This window comes from Streptomyces humi (genome assembly GCF_001005085.2).
GTDB lineage: Bacteria > Actinomycetota > Actinomycetes > Streptomycetales > Streptomycetaceae > Streptomyces > Streptomyces humi.
The window spans coordinates 57085-72220 of sequence record NZ_LBMU02000058.1 but is presented as its reverse complement, the minus strand read 5'-3'; the positions used below and the strand labels follow the sequence as shown (position 1 = coordinate 72220).

At 73.1% G+C, this 15136-nt stretch carries 10 protein-coding genes; 8 read left to right on the top strand and 2 right to left on the bottom strand.

The annotated features are described in order from the left end of the window. Positions 1 to 93: 93 nt before the first annotated feature. The 4 genes from AAW13_RS25565 (at position 94) to AAW13_RS25550 (ending at position 3976) form a co-directional block, all read left to right on the top strand. Positions 94 to 1458 (top strand): FAD-dependent oxidoreductase, encoded by a 1365-nt coding sequence (locus AAW13_RS25565; protein WP_046732199.1) that lies wholly within the window; start codon positions 94 to 96, stop codon positions 1456 to 1458. A gap of 294 nt (positions 1459 to 1752) precedes the next feature. Beyond that, on the top strand, positions 1753 to 2913 hold the full coding sequence (locus AAW13_RS25560; protein WP_046732198.1) for a hypothetical protein: 1161 nt from the start codon (positions 1753 to 1755) through the stop codon (positions 2911 to 2913). Between the two features lie 60 nt (positions 2914 to 2973). Then, on the top strand, positions 2974 to 3255 hold the full coding sequence (locus AAW13_RS25555; RefSeq protein WP_046732197.1) for a YkvA family protein: 282 nt from the start codon (positions 2974 to 2976) through the stop codon (positions 3253 to 3255). Between the two features lie 34 nt (positions 3256 to 3289). Continuing rightward, positions 3290 to 3976, top strand: coding sequence for a 2-phosphosulfolactate phosphatase (locus AAW13_RS25550; RefSeq protein ID WP_046732196.1), 687 nt, complete (start codon positions 3290 to 3292; stop codon positions 3974 to 3976). On the opposite strand, the gene AAW13_RS25545 is transcribed toward AAW13_RS25550, so the two are convergent. Then, positions 3943 to 5316 carry a hypothetical protein gene (locus AAW13_RS25545; RefSeq protein WP_052768683.1) on the bottom strand — a complete coding sequence of 458 codons (1374 nt, stop codon included), beginning with the start codon at positions 5314 to 5316 and terminating at the stop codon, positions 3943 to 3945. The genes AAW13_RS25550 and AAW13_RS25545 overlap by 34 nt on opposite strands. Positions 5317 to 5763: 447 nt before the next feature. Here AAW13_RS25545 and AAW13_RS25540 point away from each other — a divergent pair, with 447 nt between their 5' ends. Together AAW13_RS25540 and AAW13_RS25535 are read left to right on the top strand one after the other, a co-directional pair. Beyond that, positions 5764 to 8256: a SpoIIE family protein phosphatase gene (locus AAW13_RS25540; protein WP_046732195.1), complete on the top strand. Its 2493-nt coding sequence runs from the start codon at positions 5764 to 5766 to the stop codon at positions 8254 to 8256. 146 nt (positions 8257 to 8402) lie between these two features. Then, positions 8403 to 11126, top strand: coding sequence for a SpoIIE family protein phosphatase (locus AAW13_RS25535; RefSeq protein WP_079178962.1), 2724 nt, complete (start codon positions 8403 to 8405; stop codon positions 11124 to 11126). A 2-nt stretch (positions 11127 to 11128) separates the two neighbouring features. Here the strand turns inward: AAW13_RS25535 and AAW13_RS25530 are convergent, their stop codons facing one another. Further along, positions 11129 to 12973, bottom strand: a complete 1845-nt coding sequence (locus AAW13_RS25530) for a glycoside hydrolase family 15 protein (protein WP_046732193.1) — start codon at positions 12971 to 12973, stop codon at positions 11129 to 11131. A 169-nt stretch (positions 12974 to 13142) separates the two neighbouring features. Between AAW13_RS25530 and AAW13_RS25525 the strand changes: the two genes are divergently transcribed. Together AAW13_RS25525 and sthA are read left to right on the top strand one after the other, a co-directional pair. Further along, positions 13143 to 13349 carry a hypothetical protein gene (locus AAW13_RS25525; protein ID WP_046732192.1) on the top strand — a complete coding sequence of 69 codons (207 nt, stop codon included), beginning with the start codon at positions 13143 to 13145 and terminating at the stop codon, positions 13347 to 13349. Positions 13350 to 13532: 183 nt separating this feature from the next. Beyond that, positions 13533 to 14936, top strand: coding sequence for a Si-specific NAD(P)(+) transhydrogenase (gene sthA, locus AAW13_RS25520; RefSeq protein WP_046732191.1), 1404 nt, complete (start codon positions 13533 to 13535; stop codon positions 14934 to 14936). The last annotated feature ends 200 nt before the right edge of the window (positions 14937 to 15136 follow it).

Below are 15136 nucleotides of genomic sequence, written 5' to 3'. Positions count from 1 at the left end.
CGTACTAACTTAGGACTGCCTTAGTTTAGGCTTCCCGTTCGAGATCGATTGCCTTCACTCGATCGATTGTCTCCGCTCGAAGGGAACCTGATCATGCCGCGCCCCCTGCGGGTAGCCATCGTCGGTGCCGGCCCGGCCGGGATCTACGCCGCCGACGCCCTGCTCAAGTCCGAGGTGGCCGCCGAGCCCGGCGTGTCCATCGACCTCTTCGAGCGGATGCCCGCCCCGTTCGGCCTGATCCGGTACGGCGTCGCCCCCGACCACCCGCGCATCAAGGGCATCATCACGGCCCTGCACCAGGTACTGGACAAGCCGCAGATCCGGCTCTTCGGCAACGTGGACTACCCGTCCGACATCAGCCTCGACGACCTGCGCTCCTTCTACGACGCGGTGATCTTCTCGACCGGTGCCACCGCCGACCGCGAGCTGCGGATACCCGGCATCGAGCTGGACGGCTCCTACGGCGCCGCCGACTTCGTCTCCTGGTACGACGGCCACCCGGACGTGCCGCGCACCTGGCCCCTGGAGGCCGAGAAGGTCGCGGTCCTCGGCGTCGGCAACGTGGCCCTGGACGTGGCCCGCGTCCTCGCCAAGACCGCGGACGAACTGCTGCCCACGGAGATCCCGCCGAACGTCTACGACGGCCTGAAGGCCAACAAGGCCCTGGAGGTGCACGTCTTCGGGCGCCGTGGCCCGGCGCAGGCGAAGTTCTCCCCGATGGAGCTGCGGGAGCTGGACCACTCCCCCAACATCGAGGTCATCGTCGACCCCGAGGACATCGACTACGACGCCGGCTCGATCGAGACCCGGCGCGGCAACAAGCAGGCCGACATGGTCGCCAAGACTCTGGAGAACTGGGCGATCCGCGACGTCGGCGACCGCCCGCACAAGCTCTTCCTGCACTTCTTCGAGTCCCCGGCGGAGATCCTCGGCGAGGACGGCAAGGTCGTCGGGCTGCGCACCGAGCGCACCGCCCTGGACGGCACCGGCAACGTGAAGGGCACCGGCGAGTTCAAGGACTGGGACGTCACCGCGGTCTACCGCGCCGTCGGCTACCTCTCCGACAAGCTGCCGAAGCTCCCCTGGGACATCGACTCGGGCACCGTCCCGGACGAGGGCGGCCGGGTCGTCGAGGAGAGCGGCAACCACCTCCGGTCGACCTATGTGACCGGCTGGATCCGGCGTGGCCCGGTCGGTCTGATCGGCCACACCAAGGGCGACGCCAACGAGACGGTGTCCAACCTGCTGGACGACTACGCGAACGGCCGGCTGCACACCCCCGAGGCGCCCGCGCCGGAGGCCGTGGACGCGTTCCTGGCCGAGCGGAACGTCCGCTTCACCACCTGGGAGGGCTGGTACCGGCTGGACGCCGCCGAGAAGGCGCTGGGCGAGCCGCAGGGCCGCGAGCGCGTGAAGCTCGTCGAGCGTGCGGACATGCTCCGGGAGAGCGGCGCCTGACGAACCTCGTGAGGGGCCGACGGACCGCCGTGGCCCCGCACGGCAGCCGGTGCGCCCTCGAGCGGCGAACGGGCCCCGCCCCGAAGCGGATGGGCGGGCGGGCCCCGTTCGCCGCGTCAATTGTGCGGGGCCCGGCGGATCGGGGGCACGGGTGAACCGGCGTCGTACGACGCACACGGTGCACACCCCGGATGCGGGGCGCGCTCCCCGTGCGCGGGCGGGCCCCGCTCTGTTTGACACGCTCCCGAGCGGTGATACTGGAGGCGCACTCCCCTCTCACCAGCAGATTGGCCCATGTCGAACTCCGCCGCCGACCACGCCGCCCTTCCGCAGTCCGTCTGGCCCGCCCGTGGCCGCCACACGGGCCCGGACTCCGAGGAGGTGATCCGCCGGATCCTGCGTCTTCGCAGGGAGACCGGCGCCCTCGACGACTTCGCCGAACCCGCCGTGCCCGAGGACTCCGACCGGCGGGTCTTCGAGGCCCGCTGGCGTGTCGACGACGGCGCGGTCACGGTCCGCGCCCGGCTCACCCTCGTGGCGCACGAGGGCCGGCAGGCGGGGCGGGAGTGGCAGCTGGTCGCCGAGGCCGAGCGGCCCTGGGACGACGGCTGGCCCTCGCCTGCGACGATGTTCTGGCCCGACGGCGACGAGGCCGGTGACGGCGGTGAGGCCGCCTGGGACTACCTTCCGGCCGTCGCCGGTGTGCGGCTGCGCACCGTCAACCCGTTGCCCGCCGACGACAAGGACATGCGCCGGGTCCTGCGCGACGCCGCCAAGGACGCCTGGTGCGTCAACCTCGTGGTGCACGAGGCGATGACGCCCGACACGCTCGGCCGCCTCCCGCTGGTACGGCGGCTGCCCCCCGGCCTCGCCCACCGCGTCGTGGAGCACCGGGCCACGCCCGAGCAGTTCCGGGCCGTCAACTGGGCGCTGCGCGACCTCGGCGCTGAGATCCCGCGCGGCGGTGCGGTCCTGCTGCCTCCGGACCCGGCGCCGTCCGGATACGACCCGCAGGAGTACGCGGTGCGCAGCGTGTTCCTGGACGGTTCGGAGCCCACCGAGCTGATCGCGCTGCTGGTCCGGTTCGCCGCCCTGCCCAGGCCCGCGCCGCAGGGCACCGAGGAGGCACTGGCCGATCTGCGCGACAACTGGACCCTGATGACGATGGCGGAGCAGCTCGAACGGGAACGGAAGCTCGTCGCGCAGTACTCCGAGGCCCTGGAGGCCATGACCCGGTCACGGGATCTGTACCGCGAGTCGGCCGAACGGGCCCACGAGGCGCTGGCCGCCCTTCGAGACTCCCCCGCCCCCGTCGCCCCGGTGCCCCAACCCACGTCCCCCTTCCAGCAGTTGACCCGCGCCTTCAAGGGTCTGCGGGCGCCCAGGGAGAACCCGGAGCCGGCCGCCGCGGCCGAGGAGGAAACCGGGGGGACAGAACCGCGGCCGGACCGGTAAACCGGGAAGACGGACCAGTGAGAGGCTCCGGGCGGACCGGGGCCGGACGACAGGACAGCCATGGACACCACCACGACCGTGCTCGTGATCTGCGCGATCGTCGCCGCGGCCCTGCTCGCCGGGGCGGTCGCCGTACTCGTACGGCTGGTCCGCACCCGGCGCACGCTGCGCCGTGCCGGACTGCCGACCGGCTCCCGCTGGGTGTTCTGGGGCGCGGTCCTGTATCTGGTGCTGCCGACCGACCTGCTGCCGGACCCGATCTACCTGGACGACATCGGCGTGCTGCTGCTGGCCCTGCGCTCCATGCGCTCGGCGCTGCCCGCGGAAGACCCGGAACTCTGAGCCACCCGGGCAACTCCCTGTGCATCATGGGGAGATGCGAACCACCTTCACCGGGATCCCCGGCCTGTCCACGCCGCCCGAGGTGGCCGTGGTGATCGACGTGATGCGCGCGTTCACCGTCACGGCCTGGGCCTTCCGGCGGGGCGCGGAGCGGATCGTCTTCGCCGAGACCCTGGACGAGGCACTGGAGTTGAAGGCGCGGCACCCGAACTGGCTGGCGTTCCAGGACGGTCCGGTGGTGCCGGGGTTCGACCTGGCCAACTCCCCGGCCCAGCTGCGCTCACTGGACGTCAGGGGCCGCACGGTCGTCCAGAAGACCACCGCCGGCACCACCGGCGCGCTGGCTGTGGCCGGGGCCCGGCTGCTGCTCTGCGCGAGTTTCGTGGTCGCCGGGGCCACCGCCGCCGTGCTGCGGCGCACGCGGCCCGCGGCGGTCACCTTCGTCGTCACGGGGGACGGCGGGCGGGCCGACGAGGACCTGGCCTGCGCCGAGTACATCGCCGGGCGCGTGGGTGACGACGGCCTGGCTCCGGGCCCGTTCGTGGCACGGGCCCGGAACTCCCACGCGGCCGCGCGGCTCGCCGAGGGGCTGCGGCTCGGCTGGGAGGGCGTCCACTCCGAGGACGTACCGCTGTGTCTGGAGGCGGACACCTTCCCGTTCGCCATGGCCGCGGCCCGGGAGGACGGTCACCTGGTGCTGCGACCGGTCTCCGGAGGCTGAGCCGGCGCCCTTCCCGCACGGCGCCTGCCCGCCAGCACCAGGACCAGCACGGCCAGGGCGGCGAGCGCCGCCGCGGCTGCCACCGCGCCCGCGGTCCAGGGCGCGACCGGTGCGTCGTCCAGCACGGCGGACAGCCGCCGGAGCCCCGCCCCGAAACCACCGGCCTGGTGGCCGAGCCGGGAATCCAGTACCGGCACGGCCGCGAGTACGGCGGCGCCGGCCAGCCCGGCCGCGGCCGCCGCCGCCCGGACCGCGGGAATCGTCAGCGCGAAGGCGAGGAGCAGGCACAGACCGGGCACCAGCAGGGCCAGCGGGTGCGCGCCGCCCCAGTGGCGCGGGGCATGCGCCATCCCGCACAGCAGGAACACCGGCGCGGCGGTCCAGGCGGTGCGGCCGGCCGTCGTACGCGGGACGCACGCATCGGGGTGCTCGGGCTGGTCGGACACCCCGGCCGCCACCGACGCCGACGCGGCCCGCGCCACGGAAGGCTCGTCCGCCCCGGCCGAGGTGGACGGCACCGACCGCTCGGACGGTGCGGACAGCGACGGCGGCGCGGACAACGACGGCGGCGCGGCCGGGGCGGCCGGCGCCGGCCGGTGGGACGCGGACGCGGCCGGCCCGGACGACGCCGGCCACTCGGACCCGTCGGCCGTGCCCGCCGCCTCCTCGGTCCCCTCGGGCGCCGCGCACCAGGACGTCAGCGAGGTGAGCGAGCTGGCCGGGAGCGCGCCCCCGCTCCCCGGAGCCGACCCGGGCCGGGTCCCGGTCCGCGCGGCACGCGCGGCCGCCAGCCGGCCGATGAGCCGGGCGACGTCCTCGACCGGGCGGCCGACGCCGGCCGCCCGGACGGCGGCCCGGCCGCAGTGCGGCTCCAGGGATCCCCGGTGCAGCATTTCCACCAGCCGTGACACCTCGTCCAGGGGACGGCACTCGGCGGCGGCCCGGATCGCGACGTGGGCACGGTCGGCGGGCCCGGACTCGGCGGTGAGCAGGGTGACCAGCCGGGTGACCTCCTCGACCGACCGGTTGCGGCCCACCGCACGCAGCACGTCGGTGGTGAGCCCGGCGTGGGCGGGATCGCCTTCCAGGAGCGTGACCAGCTGGACGACGTCCTCCAGGGGGCGGTCGGTGACGACCGTGCGGAGCAGACCGTCGAGCGGGTCGTCGTCGCGGACGGCGGCCTCCGGTGGGCCGTCGGGGCGGACCGGGACCTCGTGCGGGTCGATGCGGACCTTCGGCGGCGGCGGTGCGGGCGGGACCGCGGGGTCGGAGGGCCGTACGGAGGGCGGTTTCCCGGCCTCGGTGGCGGATGCCCCGGACACCTCGGGTGCCCCGGACACCTCGGGTGCTCCGGACACCTCGGATGTACCGGACGCCTCGGACGTCCCGGGTGCCTCGGATATCCCAGATGCCTCAGATGTCTCGGGTACCTCGAATGTCTCGGATACCTCGGATACCCCAGGCACCTCGGATGTCTCGGGCATCTCGGATATCCCGGGTACCTCCGATATCCGGGATATCGCCGGGTCCGGGGGACGGTAGGGCGAAGAGCGGGTGATCATGCTCGGCTCCAGGGGGGTGTGGCCGTACCTGGCACCCCATGTACGGCACGCCGCGTTCCCACCATTACCGGGGCCCCGTCCGGGCTCCCGCCACCCGGGTGGGGCATCGGTGTGAGATCGGGAGAACCGTTCACCGATCCGTGCGACGGAGGTGCGTTCGAAGGCCGTGGTGGCGCATTCTTGCTGTGTCACCCACCCGGCGGTGCACGGATGAGGTAGGACCGGATGACTGGGAGCGGCGAGCACGTGGGCCGGGCGCGTGAACGGCTGACCGCGCTGCTGGTCGACGCCTCGACCGGCGCCCTGGGCGCGGCGGGCGGCCACGTCGCCGGCGTGTACCTGCGCTCCCGCACCCCCGGCCTGCTGCGGCTCGCCACCCTGGTGGGTCTGCCCGGCCCGCTGTTCCGGCCCTGGTGGCGGCTGCACATGGACCGGCCGTTCCCGGTGGCGGACGCCTTCCGGCTCGGGGTGCGGGTGGTCCTGCCCAACGCCACCGAGATGGTCCGCCGCTATCCGCAGTTCGCGGCCGGGCTGCCCTTCCAGTTCGGCTCGGTGTACTCGCCGGTGCCCGGCGCGTCACCGGCCTTCGGGGTGCTCACCGTGCTGCGTCCGGCGACCCCGGACACCGTGGACGAGCTGCCGGACCTGGACCGGCTGTGCGGTCTCGCCGAACGTCTGGGCGCCGGGCTGCGCGAGCTGGTGGCCGACGAGGGCGCGGCGGCGGTCGCCTGGGAGGGCGAGCCGGTGTGCGTGAGGCCGCCCGCGCGACGGGCCCGGCCGGCCCGGGCCGGCCGCTTCACCTGGGATCCGCGGACCTCGGCGGTGCACGCGGACGACCGGCTGCACGCCCTGCTGGGGGTGGCTCCGGAGGACTTCGCGGGCACCGGATCCGCGCTGGCCGAGGCGGTGGCGCCCGCCGACGCCCCGCAGGTGCTGGCCGCGCTGCGCGAGACCGCGGCCGGGAAGCCACCGGAGTCCCCGTTGCTGACGCGGGCCGGGGACGGCACCCCGCGACTGGTGGAGCTGTGGCCGCCGTCGGGCGCCGACACCCCGTCCCTGGTCTCCGGGATCGTCGTCGACCCCGGGCCGGCCGGGTCCGCCGACTCGGCGGCCGATCTGCTCCCCCAGGGCGTGTTCTGCCTGGACCGCGCGGGACTCGTCCGGTACGTCAACCGGGCCGCCGCCCGGCTCGCGGGCCGGCCCGCCGCCGAGTTGCTGGACCGGCCGGTGTGGGAGGCCATGCCGTGGCTGAGCGGCCCGCCGTACGACGACCACTGGCGCGGTGCGCTGCTCGCCCCCGACCCGGTGCACTTCCAGGTCCGCCACGAGGACGCCGGTGAGGGCGACCTCCTCGCCATGTCCCTGCACCCGGGTCCGGACCTGGTCACCTGTACGGTCGTCCCCGCCAACCGGCTCGATCCCGCGCTGCGTCTGCCCTGTCCGCCGGAGCCGGACGCGGTCGGCGGGCCCGGCCGGTCCGGCGGGCCCTCGATGGCGCCGTTGTACCGGCCGATCGCCCTGGCCATCGCGCTGACCGACGCGGTGACCGCCCGGCAGGTGTCGGCGGTGGTGATGCAGGAGCTGCTCCCCGCGTTCGGCGGACGGCGGCTCGCCATCTACCTGGTCCAGGACCGGCATCTCTACCTGGCCTGGGAGAGCGGCTTCCCGCCCGGCTTCCTCGCCCCTTTCGACGGGGTCGGTCTGGACGCCCGGATCCCCGGCGTGGAGACCCTGACCACCGGCAGACCGCTGTTCTTCGAGTCCATGCGGCAGCTGGCGGACACCTACCCGGGGCTCGCCCTGGACGCCGACCGGGGCGCCCGCGCCTTCCTGCCGCTGATCGCCTCCGGCCGTCCGGTCGGCTCCTGCATCCTCGGCTTCGACGACGAGCGCGGCTTCAGCACCGAGGAACGCACCGTCCTCATGGCACTCGCGGGCCTGATCGCGCACGCGATGGAGAAGGCCCAGCGCTACGACAGCGAGGCCGCCCTCGCCCGCGGCCTCCAGCAGGCGCTGCTGCCGCGCCGGCTGTCGGCGCATCCCTGGGTGGAGACCGTGGGCCGCTATCTGCCGGGCACCCAGGGCATGGACGTGGGCGGCGACTGGTACGACGTGGTGGAGGCCGGCGACGGGCTCGCGCTGGTCATCGGGGACGTCCAGGGGCACGGTGTGCAGGCCGCCGCCACCATGGGACAACTGCGCAGCGCGGTAAGGGCGTTCGCGCTCGGTGACCGGCCGCCCGACGAGGTGATGAGCGGCACCAACCACCTGCTCATCGACCTCGACCCCGGTCAGTTCGCCAGCTGCTGCTACCTGCGGCTGGACCCGGCCACCGGACTCGCGCGGGTCGCCAGGGCGGGACATCTGCCGCCGCTGCTGCGTACCCCGGACGGCCGCACCCACGCCCTGGAGATACCCGGCGGTGTCGTCCTCGGCGTGGATCCGCGGGCCCGGTATCCGGTGACCGAACTGGAGCTGGCGCCGGAGGCGATCCTCGCCCTCTACACGGACGGGCTGGTGGAGCGGCCCGGCGCCGACATCGACGACGGTATCTCGGCGCTGCGGGTGGCCCTGGCGAAGGCGGGCGCGGCGCACGGGCGGCGCGGCGGCCGGTCGCTCGCCGGGGTGGCCGACCGGCTCACGGCCACGGCCCGGCACGCCACCGACCGGCCGGACGACGTGGCACTGCTGCTGGCGACCCGCCGCCCGCCGCACTGAACGGCGAAGTCCGGGCCGCGGCCGCGGCGGAACATCGGTGGAACGTCGGCGGGACGGGGCCGGAGCGGGGCCGGAACGGGGTATCGGTCCGGTTACCTCATGAGACCCCCTCGCCTCGCGCGGCCGGGCAGTGTAGACATGGGCTCATGGTCCGTCTGCCCGGCCGGCCCGATACTCGGCCGCCCCGCTCCGGGAGTCCGCGTGCGCCGCTCACCGAGCGGGAGCAGGGGGCGAGCAGGGCGGGACAGGTCCGGTCCGCGCTCAGTGGGCGCAGTGTGGCCGGACAGGTGTTCGTCCTCCAGGTGGTGATCGTGCTGCTGCTGGTCGCGGCCGCCGTGGTGGCGCAGGTGCTCCAGGTGCGGCACGACAGCAGCACCGAGGCGCGCAACCGGTCGCTGGCCGTCGCCCAGACCTTCGCCAACGCGCCGGGCACGGCGGCGGCGCTGCGGCTGCCGAACCCCACGACCGTGCTCCAGCCGAAGGCGGAGGCGGCCCGCAAGGCGACCGGCGTGGACTTCATCGTCGTCATGAACACCGAGGGAATCCGGTACACGCATCCCAAACCCGACCGGATCGGCAAGAAGTTCGTCGGGGACATCGGGCCCGCGGTGGCCGGCGGGATCGTCTCCGAGGAGGTGCACGGCACCATCGGGGAGCTGGTGCAGGCGGTGGTGCCGGTCAGGGACGCCGACGGCAGGGTGGTGGGGCTGGTGTCGGCCGGCATCACCACCGCGCACGTGGGTGGCGCCGCCGACCAGCAGCTGCCGCTGCTGCTGACCGCGGCGGGTGTGGCACTGGCCCTGGCGCTTGCGGGGACGGCGCTGGTCAGTCGCCGACTGATGCGTCAGACGCACGGTCTGGGCCCGAACGAGATGACCCGCATGTACGAGCACCATGACGCGGTGCTGCACTCGGTGCGGGAGGGCGTGCTGATCGTCGGCGGCGACGGACGGCTGATGCTCGCCAACGACGAGGCCCAGCGCCTGCTCGAACTGCCCGCGGACGCCGAGCACCGGCGTGTCCTGGACCTCGGTCTGGACGGCGACACCGCCGAGTTGATCGCCTCGGGGCGGATCGCCACCGACGAGGTGCACCGGGTCAAGGACCGTCTGCTGGCCGTCAACCAGCGTCCCATCGAGGTGCGCGGCGGCCCGCCGGGCAGCGTCATCACCCTGCGCGACTCCACCGAGCTGCGGGCCCTGTCCGGCCGCGCCGAAGTGGCCCGCGAACGGCTGAACATGCTGTACGACGCCGGGGTGGGCATCGGTACCAGCCTGGACGTCAGCCGGACCGCGGAGGAGCTCGCGGAGCTGGCGGTACCCCGGTTCGCGGACTACGCCACGGTCGACCTGTACGACGCGGTGCTCAAGGGCGAGGAGCCGAAGCCGGGGGACGCGCTGCGCCGGGTGGCGCTCACCGGGATCCGCAAGGACGCCCCGCTGTACCCGGTCGGCGAACGGTTCCGGTTCGTGGCCTCCTCACCGCAGGCGCGCAGTCTGGACACCGGCGACTCCGTGGTCGAGCCCGTGCTGCGTCAGGCGCCCGGCTGGCGGGCCCAGGACGTGGAGCTGACCGGCCGGATCCTGGAGTTCGGCATCCACTCGCTGATCACCGTGCCGCTGCGGGCCGGGAACCTGGTGCTGGGGCTGGCCAACTTCTGCCGGTCGGAGAAGCCCGCGCCGTTCGACTCCGAGGAGCTGGCCCTCGCCGAGGAGCTGGTGGCCCGCGCCGCCGTCTCCATCGACAACGCCCGCCGCTACACGCGTGAGCACAGCATGGCGGTCACCCTCCAGCGCAGCCTGCTGCCGCGCAGCCTGCCGGAGCAGAGCGCCCTCGACATCGCCTACCGCTATCTGCCGGCGCAGTCGGGGGTCGGCGGTGACTGGTTCGACGTGCTGCCGCTGTCCGGGGCCCGGGTGGCGCTGGTGGTCGGGGACGTGGTGGGGCACGGGCTGCACGCGGCGGCGACCATGGGGCGGCTGCGCACCGCTGTGCACAACTTCACCGCCCTCGACCTCCAGCCGGACGAACTCCTCGGGCTGCTGGACGAGTTGGTGAGCCGAATCGACCAGGACGAGACGCCCTCGGACGGCATGACCACCATCACCGGGGCGACCTGCCTGTACGCGATCTACGATCCGGTGTCGCGGCGCTGCACGGTGGCGCGGGCCGGTCATCCGCCGCCGGCGCTGCTCAGGCCCGACGGCAGTGTGGAGTTCCCGGACGTCCCGGCCGGTCCGCCGCTGGGGGTGGGCGGCCTGCCCTTCGAGACGGCCGAGCTGGAGCTGCCCGCGGACAGCAGGCTGGTGCTGTACACCGACGGGCTGGTCGAGGACCGGCAGCGGGACATCGACGAGGGGCTCGAACTGCTCGCCGGCGCCCTGGAGTCGGCGGCGGACGGCACCCCCGACGAGACCTGTGCGGCCGTACTGGAAAGGCTGCCGGCCCGTCCCAGCGACGACGTGGCGCTGCTCGTCGCCCGCACCAGGGCGCTCGGCCCGGACCGGATCGCCGAGTGGCAGGTGCCGGCGGATCCGGCGGCCGTCTCCGAGGTGCGGTCGAAGGTGACCCGTCAGCTGTCGGAGTGGGGCCTGGACGAGCTGTCGTTCACCACCGAGCTGATCCTCAGCGAGCTGGTCACCAACGCCATCCGCTACGGCCGCGCCCCCATCGGCGTCCGGCTGCTCCGCGACCGGACGCTGATCTGCGAGGTCTCCGACGCCAGCACCACCTCCCCGCACCTGCGGTACGCGGCGAGCACCGACGAGGGCGGCCGGGGGCTGTTCCTGGTGGCGCAGATCGCCGAGCGCTGGGGCACCCGCTACACGCCCGCGGGCAAGATAATCTGGGCCGAGCAGCCGCTGCCCTGAGGTCAGCCCAGCGCGCGGTCCAGGTTGAAGGCGGCACTGATCAGGGCGAGATGGGTGAACGCCTGCGGGAAGTTGCCCTGTTGCTCGCCGGTGCGGCCGATCTCCTCGGCGTACAGGCCGAGATGGTTGGCGTAGGTGAGCATCTTCTCGAAGGCGAGCCGGGCCTCGTCGACGCGTCCGGCGCGCACCATGGCCTCGACGTACCAGAACGAGCAGATGGAGAAGGTGCCCTCGTCGCCGCGCAGGCCGTCGGGGCTGGCCTGCGGGTCGTAGCGGTAGACGAGGGAGTCGGAGACCAGGTCCTCGGTGAGGGCGTCCAGGGTGGACAGCCACTTGGGGTCGGTCGGGGCGATGAACTTGGCCAGCGGCATCATGAGCAGTGAGGCGTCGAGCACCTGCCCGCCCTCGTACTGGACGAAGGCGCCGCGCCGCTCGGACCAGCCGCGGTCCATGATCCGCCGGTAGATCATGTCGCGGGCCTGCCGCCAGCGGGGCAGGTCGGCGGGCAGACCGCGCCGGTTGGCCAGGCGGATCGCCCGCTCGATGGCCACCCAGCACATCAGCCGCGAGTACAGGAAGTTCTTGCGGCCGCCCCGGGTCTCCCAGATGCCCTCGTCGGGCTGGTCCCAGTGGTCGGCGACCCAGTCGACGAGGCGGGTGACGTCGTCCCACTGGGCGCTGGAGATCGGCTGCGCCCACTTGTCGTAGAGGTAGATCGAGTCGATGAGGGCGCCGTAGATGTCCAGCTGGAGCTGGCCGGCCGCGTCGTTGCCGACCCGGACCGGGGCCGAGCCGCAGTGGCCCTCCAGGTGCGGGAGGGTGCGTTCGGGCAGGTCGGTGCGGCCGTCGATGCCGTACATGATTTGCAGTGGGCCGGAGGCGAACCCGTCGCCCGGGCTGATGTAGGTGGTCACGAACTTCATGAAGGCCGCGGCCTCGCTGCTGAAGCCGAGCCGCAGCAGGGCGTACACGGCGAAGGCGGCGTCGCGGATCCAGACGTAGCGGTAGTCCCAGTTGCGTTCGCCGCCGAACTGTTCGGGGAGGCTGGTGGTGGGCGCGGCGACGATGGCGCCGGTGGGCGCGTAGGTGAGCAGTTTCAGGGTGAGGGCCGAGCGGTGCACCATCTCGCGCCAGCGGCCCCGGTAGCGGGACTGGTGCAGCCAGCGCCGCCAGTAGCAGACGGTGCTCTCGAACTGCCGCTGGGCCTCGGTGCGGGCACAGCCGCGCGGGGCGATGTGCCCGCCGGCCTGGTCGAGGGCGAAGACGGCGGACTCGCCCTCGGCGAGTTTGAAGTCGGCGTGGGCGTCCGGACCGTCGCTCTCCAGGGCCACCGTGGAGGTGAGGGCCAGGGACATGGTGGCGGCCTCGAAGAGCACGGTGTCGCCCAGCATGCGCAGGGTGTGCGGTACCGCGCCGTAGTCGAAGCGGGGGGCCACCCGGACCCGGAAGGGCACGGTGCCGCGCACGCACACCACCCGGCGGATCAGCCGGTGCCGCTCGCACTCCGCCGGCTCGGCGCCCTCGCCCGTCACGGGCATGAAGTCCTGGACCTCGCCGACCCCCTCGTCGGTGTAGAAGCGGGTGATCAGCACGTTGGTGTCGGGGAAGTAGAACTGCTTGGTCCGGGCCGGTACGGCGGCGGCCAGCGCGAAGAAACCGCCGCGCTCGGCGTCCAGGACCGCGGCGAAGACGCTCGGCGAGTCGAAGGACGGGGTGCAGTACCAGTCGATCGTGCCGTTGCTGCCGACCAGGGCCACGCTGCGCAGGTCGCCGATCAGTCCGTGCTCGGCGATCGGCAGGTAGCGGGGGCTCCCGGGCGCATTCTGGTAGAACGCCTGCTCGGCCATCGTGGCGGCCTCCCCGGAACGGGTGTACGGTCACGTACCAGCTTAAAAGGGATACGTTCCGTTCCGCACCGGCTGCCCGGCCGGGCCGGGGCCCGGATCCGCTCGGGATGCGGGGTGCGGCCATGCGGGCAATGGTGAGAAGGTGCACCCGCTCCGCGAAGGAGGGACCATGTCGACCTCAGAACCCGAAGCGTCCCGGCTGTCCGATGACCGCGCCACCCCGGACTCCATCCTGCACAGCGCCCCCGGCTCCGGGGTGGCGCCGGAGGACCTGGTGCTGGCGTCGGGCCGGGACGTCACCCCGGCGACGCTGGAGTGGGCCAGGAAGAAGCTGGAGCGGGAGGGCCCGAACTGCATCGAGCGCCTCCTGCCCTGACCGCGGCGACGACGGCGGCGACAGCGGCGGCGACGGCGACGGGGCGGTGACCGCGAGGCCGCCGCCCCGCCTCGGCCCGCGCGGCACGAGGGCGCGCAACGACCCAGGTCCGCACGGGATTTCACGCGGCGGCCGCCGGTCCGCCCTTCCGAAGCGGTGGCACCTGCTGACAGACTCCGCAAGGTGCCAGACTTCGACATGCTCGTCATCGGATCCGGACCCGGCGGCCAGAAGGCCGCCATCGCCGCGGCCAAGCTCGGCCGCCGGGTCGCCGTGGTCGACAGCCCCGAGATGGTCGGCGGTGTGTCCATTCACACCGGCACCATCCCCTCCAAGACCCTGCGCGAGGCGGTCCTCTATCTGACCGGACTCACCCAGCGCGACCTGTACGGCCAGAGCTACCGGCTGAAGGAGGACATCACCGTCGCCGACCTGACCGCGCGCACCCAGCACGTGGTCAGCCGCGAGGTGGACGTCATCCGCAACCAGCTCTCCCGCAACCACGTCACCCTCTGCTCCGGAACCGGCCGGTTCGTGGACCCGCACACCGTCGCGCTGCGCGAACCGAACGGCGACGAACGGCTGCTGACCGCCGAGCACATCGTGATCGCCACCGGCACCCGGCCGGCCCGCCCGGACAGCGTCGAGTTCGACGGCCGCACGATCATGGACTCGGACAACGTGCTGTCGCTGGAGCGGGTGCCGCGCTCCATGGTCATCGTGGGCGCCGGCGTGATCGGCATGGAGTACGCCTCGATGTTCGCGGCGCTCGGCAGCAAGGTCACCGTGGTCGAGAAGCGCGCGGCCATGCTCGACATGTGCGACGTCGAGGTCGTCGAGTCGCTGAAGTACCACCTCAGGGATCTCGCCGTCACCTTCCGCTTCGGGGAGACCGTGGCCGCGGTCGAGCGTCACCCGCGGGGGACGCTGACGGTCCTGGAGAGCGGCAAGAAGATACCGGCCGACACGGTGATGTACTCGGCCGGGCGGCAGGGCCTGACCGACGAACTCGACCTGGACAAGGCGGGCCTCACGGCGGACCGGCGCGGCCGGATCACGGTCGACGAGCACTTCCGCACCGAGGTGCCGCACATCTACGCCGTCGGTGACGTCATCGGCTTCCCGGCGCTGGCCGCGACCTCGATGGAACAGGGCCGGGCCGCCGCGTACCACGCCTTCGGGGAGCCGGTCGGGCAGATGGACCACCTCCAGCCGATCGGGATCTACACCATTCCGGAGATCAGCTTCGTCGGCCGCACCGAGGACCAACTCACCGAGGACTGCGTGCCGTTCGAGGTCGGGGTGGCCCGTTACCGGGAGCTGGCCCGGGGGCAGATCATCGGCGACTCGCACGGGATGCTCAAGCTGCTGGTCTCCCCCGAGGACCGGCGACTGCTGGGCGTGCACTGCTTCGGAACCGGAGCGACGGAACTGATCCATATCGGCCAGTCGGTGATGGGCTGCGGCGGCACGGTCGACTATCTGGTGGATGCAGTGTTCAACTACCCGACGCTCGCGGAGTCGTACAAGGTCGCGGCCCTGGACGCCACGAACAAACTGCGCCAGCTCGACCGGCTGGAGGACTGACGGTTTCCGGAACCGCCGCTTCCGAGGTACGGGTTGGCTCACTGAAGTGGCATATGTGATTACCGGTCAGTCAGCTTGAAAGGTCAAAGAGGGCCGCTATAGTCACACCCACACACGCGGTGTGACCGTTCGCCGACTCTCGGCATGCGGCCCGCGCCGCGCCTTCTCTCGCTTTCTGACCGGCCGCTTGCCCGAGGTCA

Bases quoted from the DNA above. Each gene is read 5' to 3' on its own strand.
- AAW13_RS25540 (WP_046732195.1), top strand. From the start codon at position 5,764: ATGACTGGGAGCGGCGAGCACGTGGGCCGGGCGCGTGAACGGCTGACC.
- AAW13_RS25550 (WP_046732196.1), top strand. From the start codon at position 3,290: ATGCGAACCACCTTCACCGGGATCCCCGGCCTGTCCACGCCGCCCGAG.
- AAW13_RS25525 (WP_046732192.1), top strand. From the start codon at position 13,143: ATGTCGACCTCAGAACCCGAAGCGTCCCGGCTGTCCGATGACCGCGCC.
- AAW13_RS25560 (WP_046732198.1), top strand. From the start codon at position 1,753: ATGTCGAACTCCGCCGCCGACCACGCCGCCCTTCCGCAGTCCGTCTGG.
- AAW13_RS25530 (WP_046732193.1), bottom strand. From the start codon at position 12,973: ATGGCCGAGCAGGCGTTCTACCAGAATGCGCCCGGGAGCCCCCGCTAC.
- AAW13_RS25555 (WP_046732197.1), top strand. From the start codon at position 2,974: ATGGACACCACCACGACCGTGCTCGTGATCTGCGCGATCGTCGCCGCG.
- AAW13_RS25535 (WP_079178962.1), top strand. From the start codon at position 8,403: ATGGTCCGTCTGCCCGGCCGGCCCGATACTCGGCCGCCCCGCTCCGGG.
- AAW13_RS25565 (WP_046732199.1), top strand. From the start codon at position 94: ATGCCGCGCCCCCTGCGGGTAGCCATCGTCGGTGCCGGCCCGGCCGGG.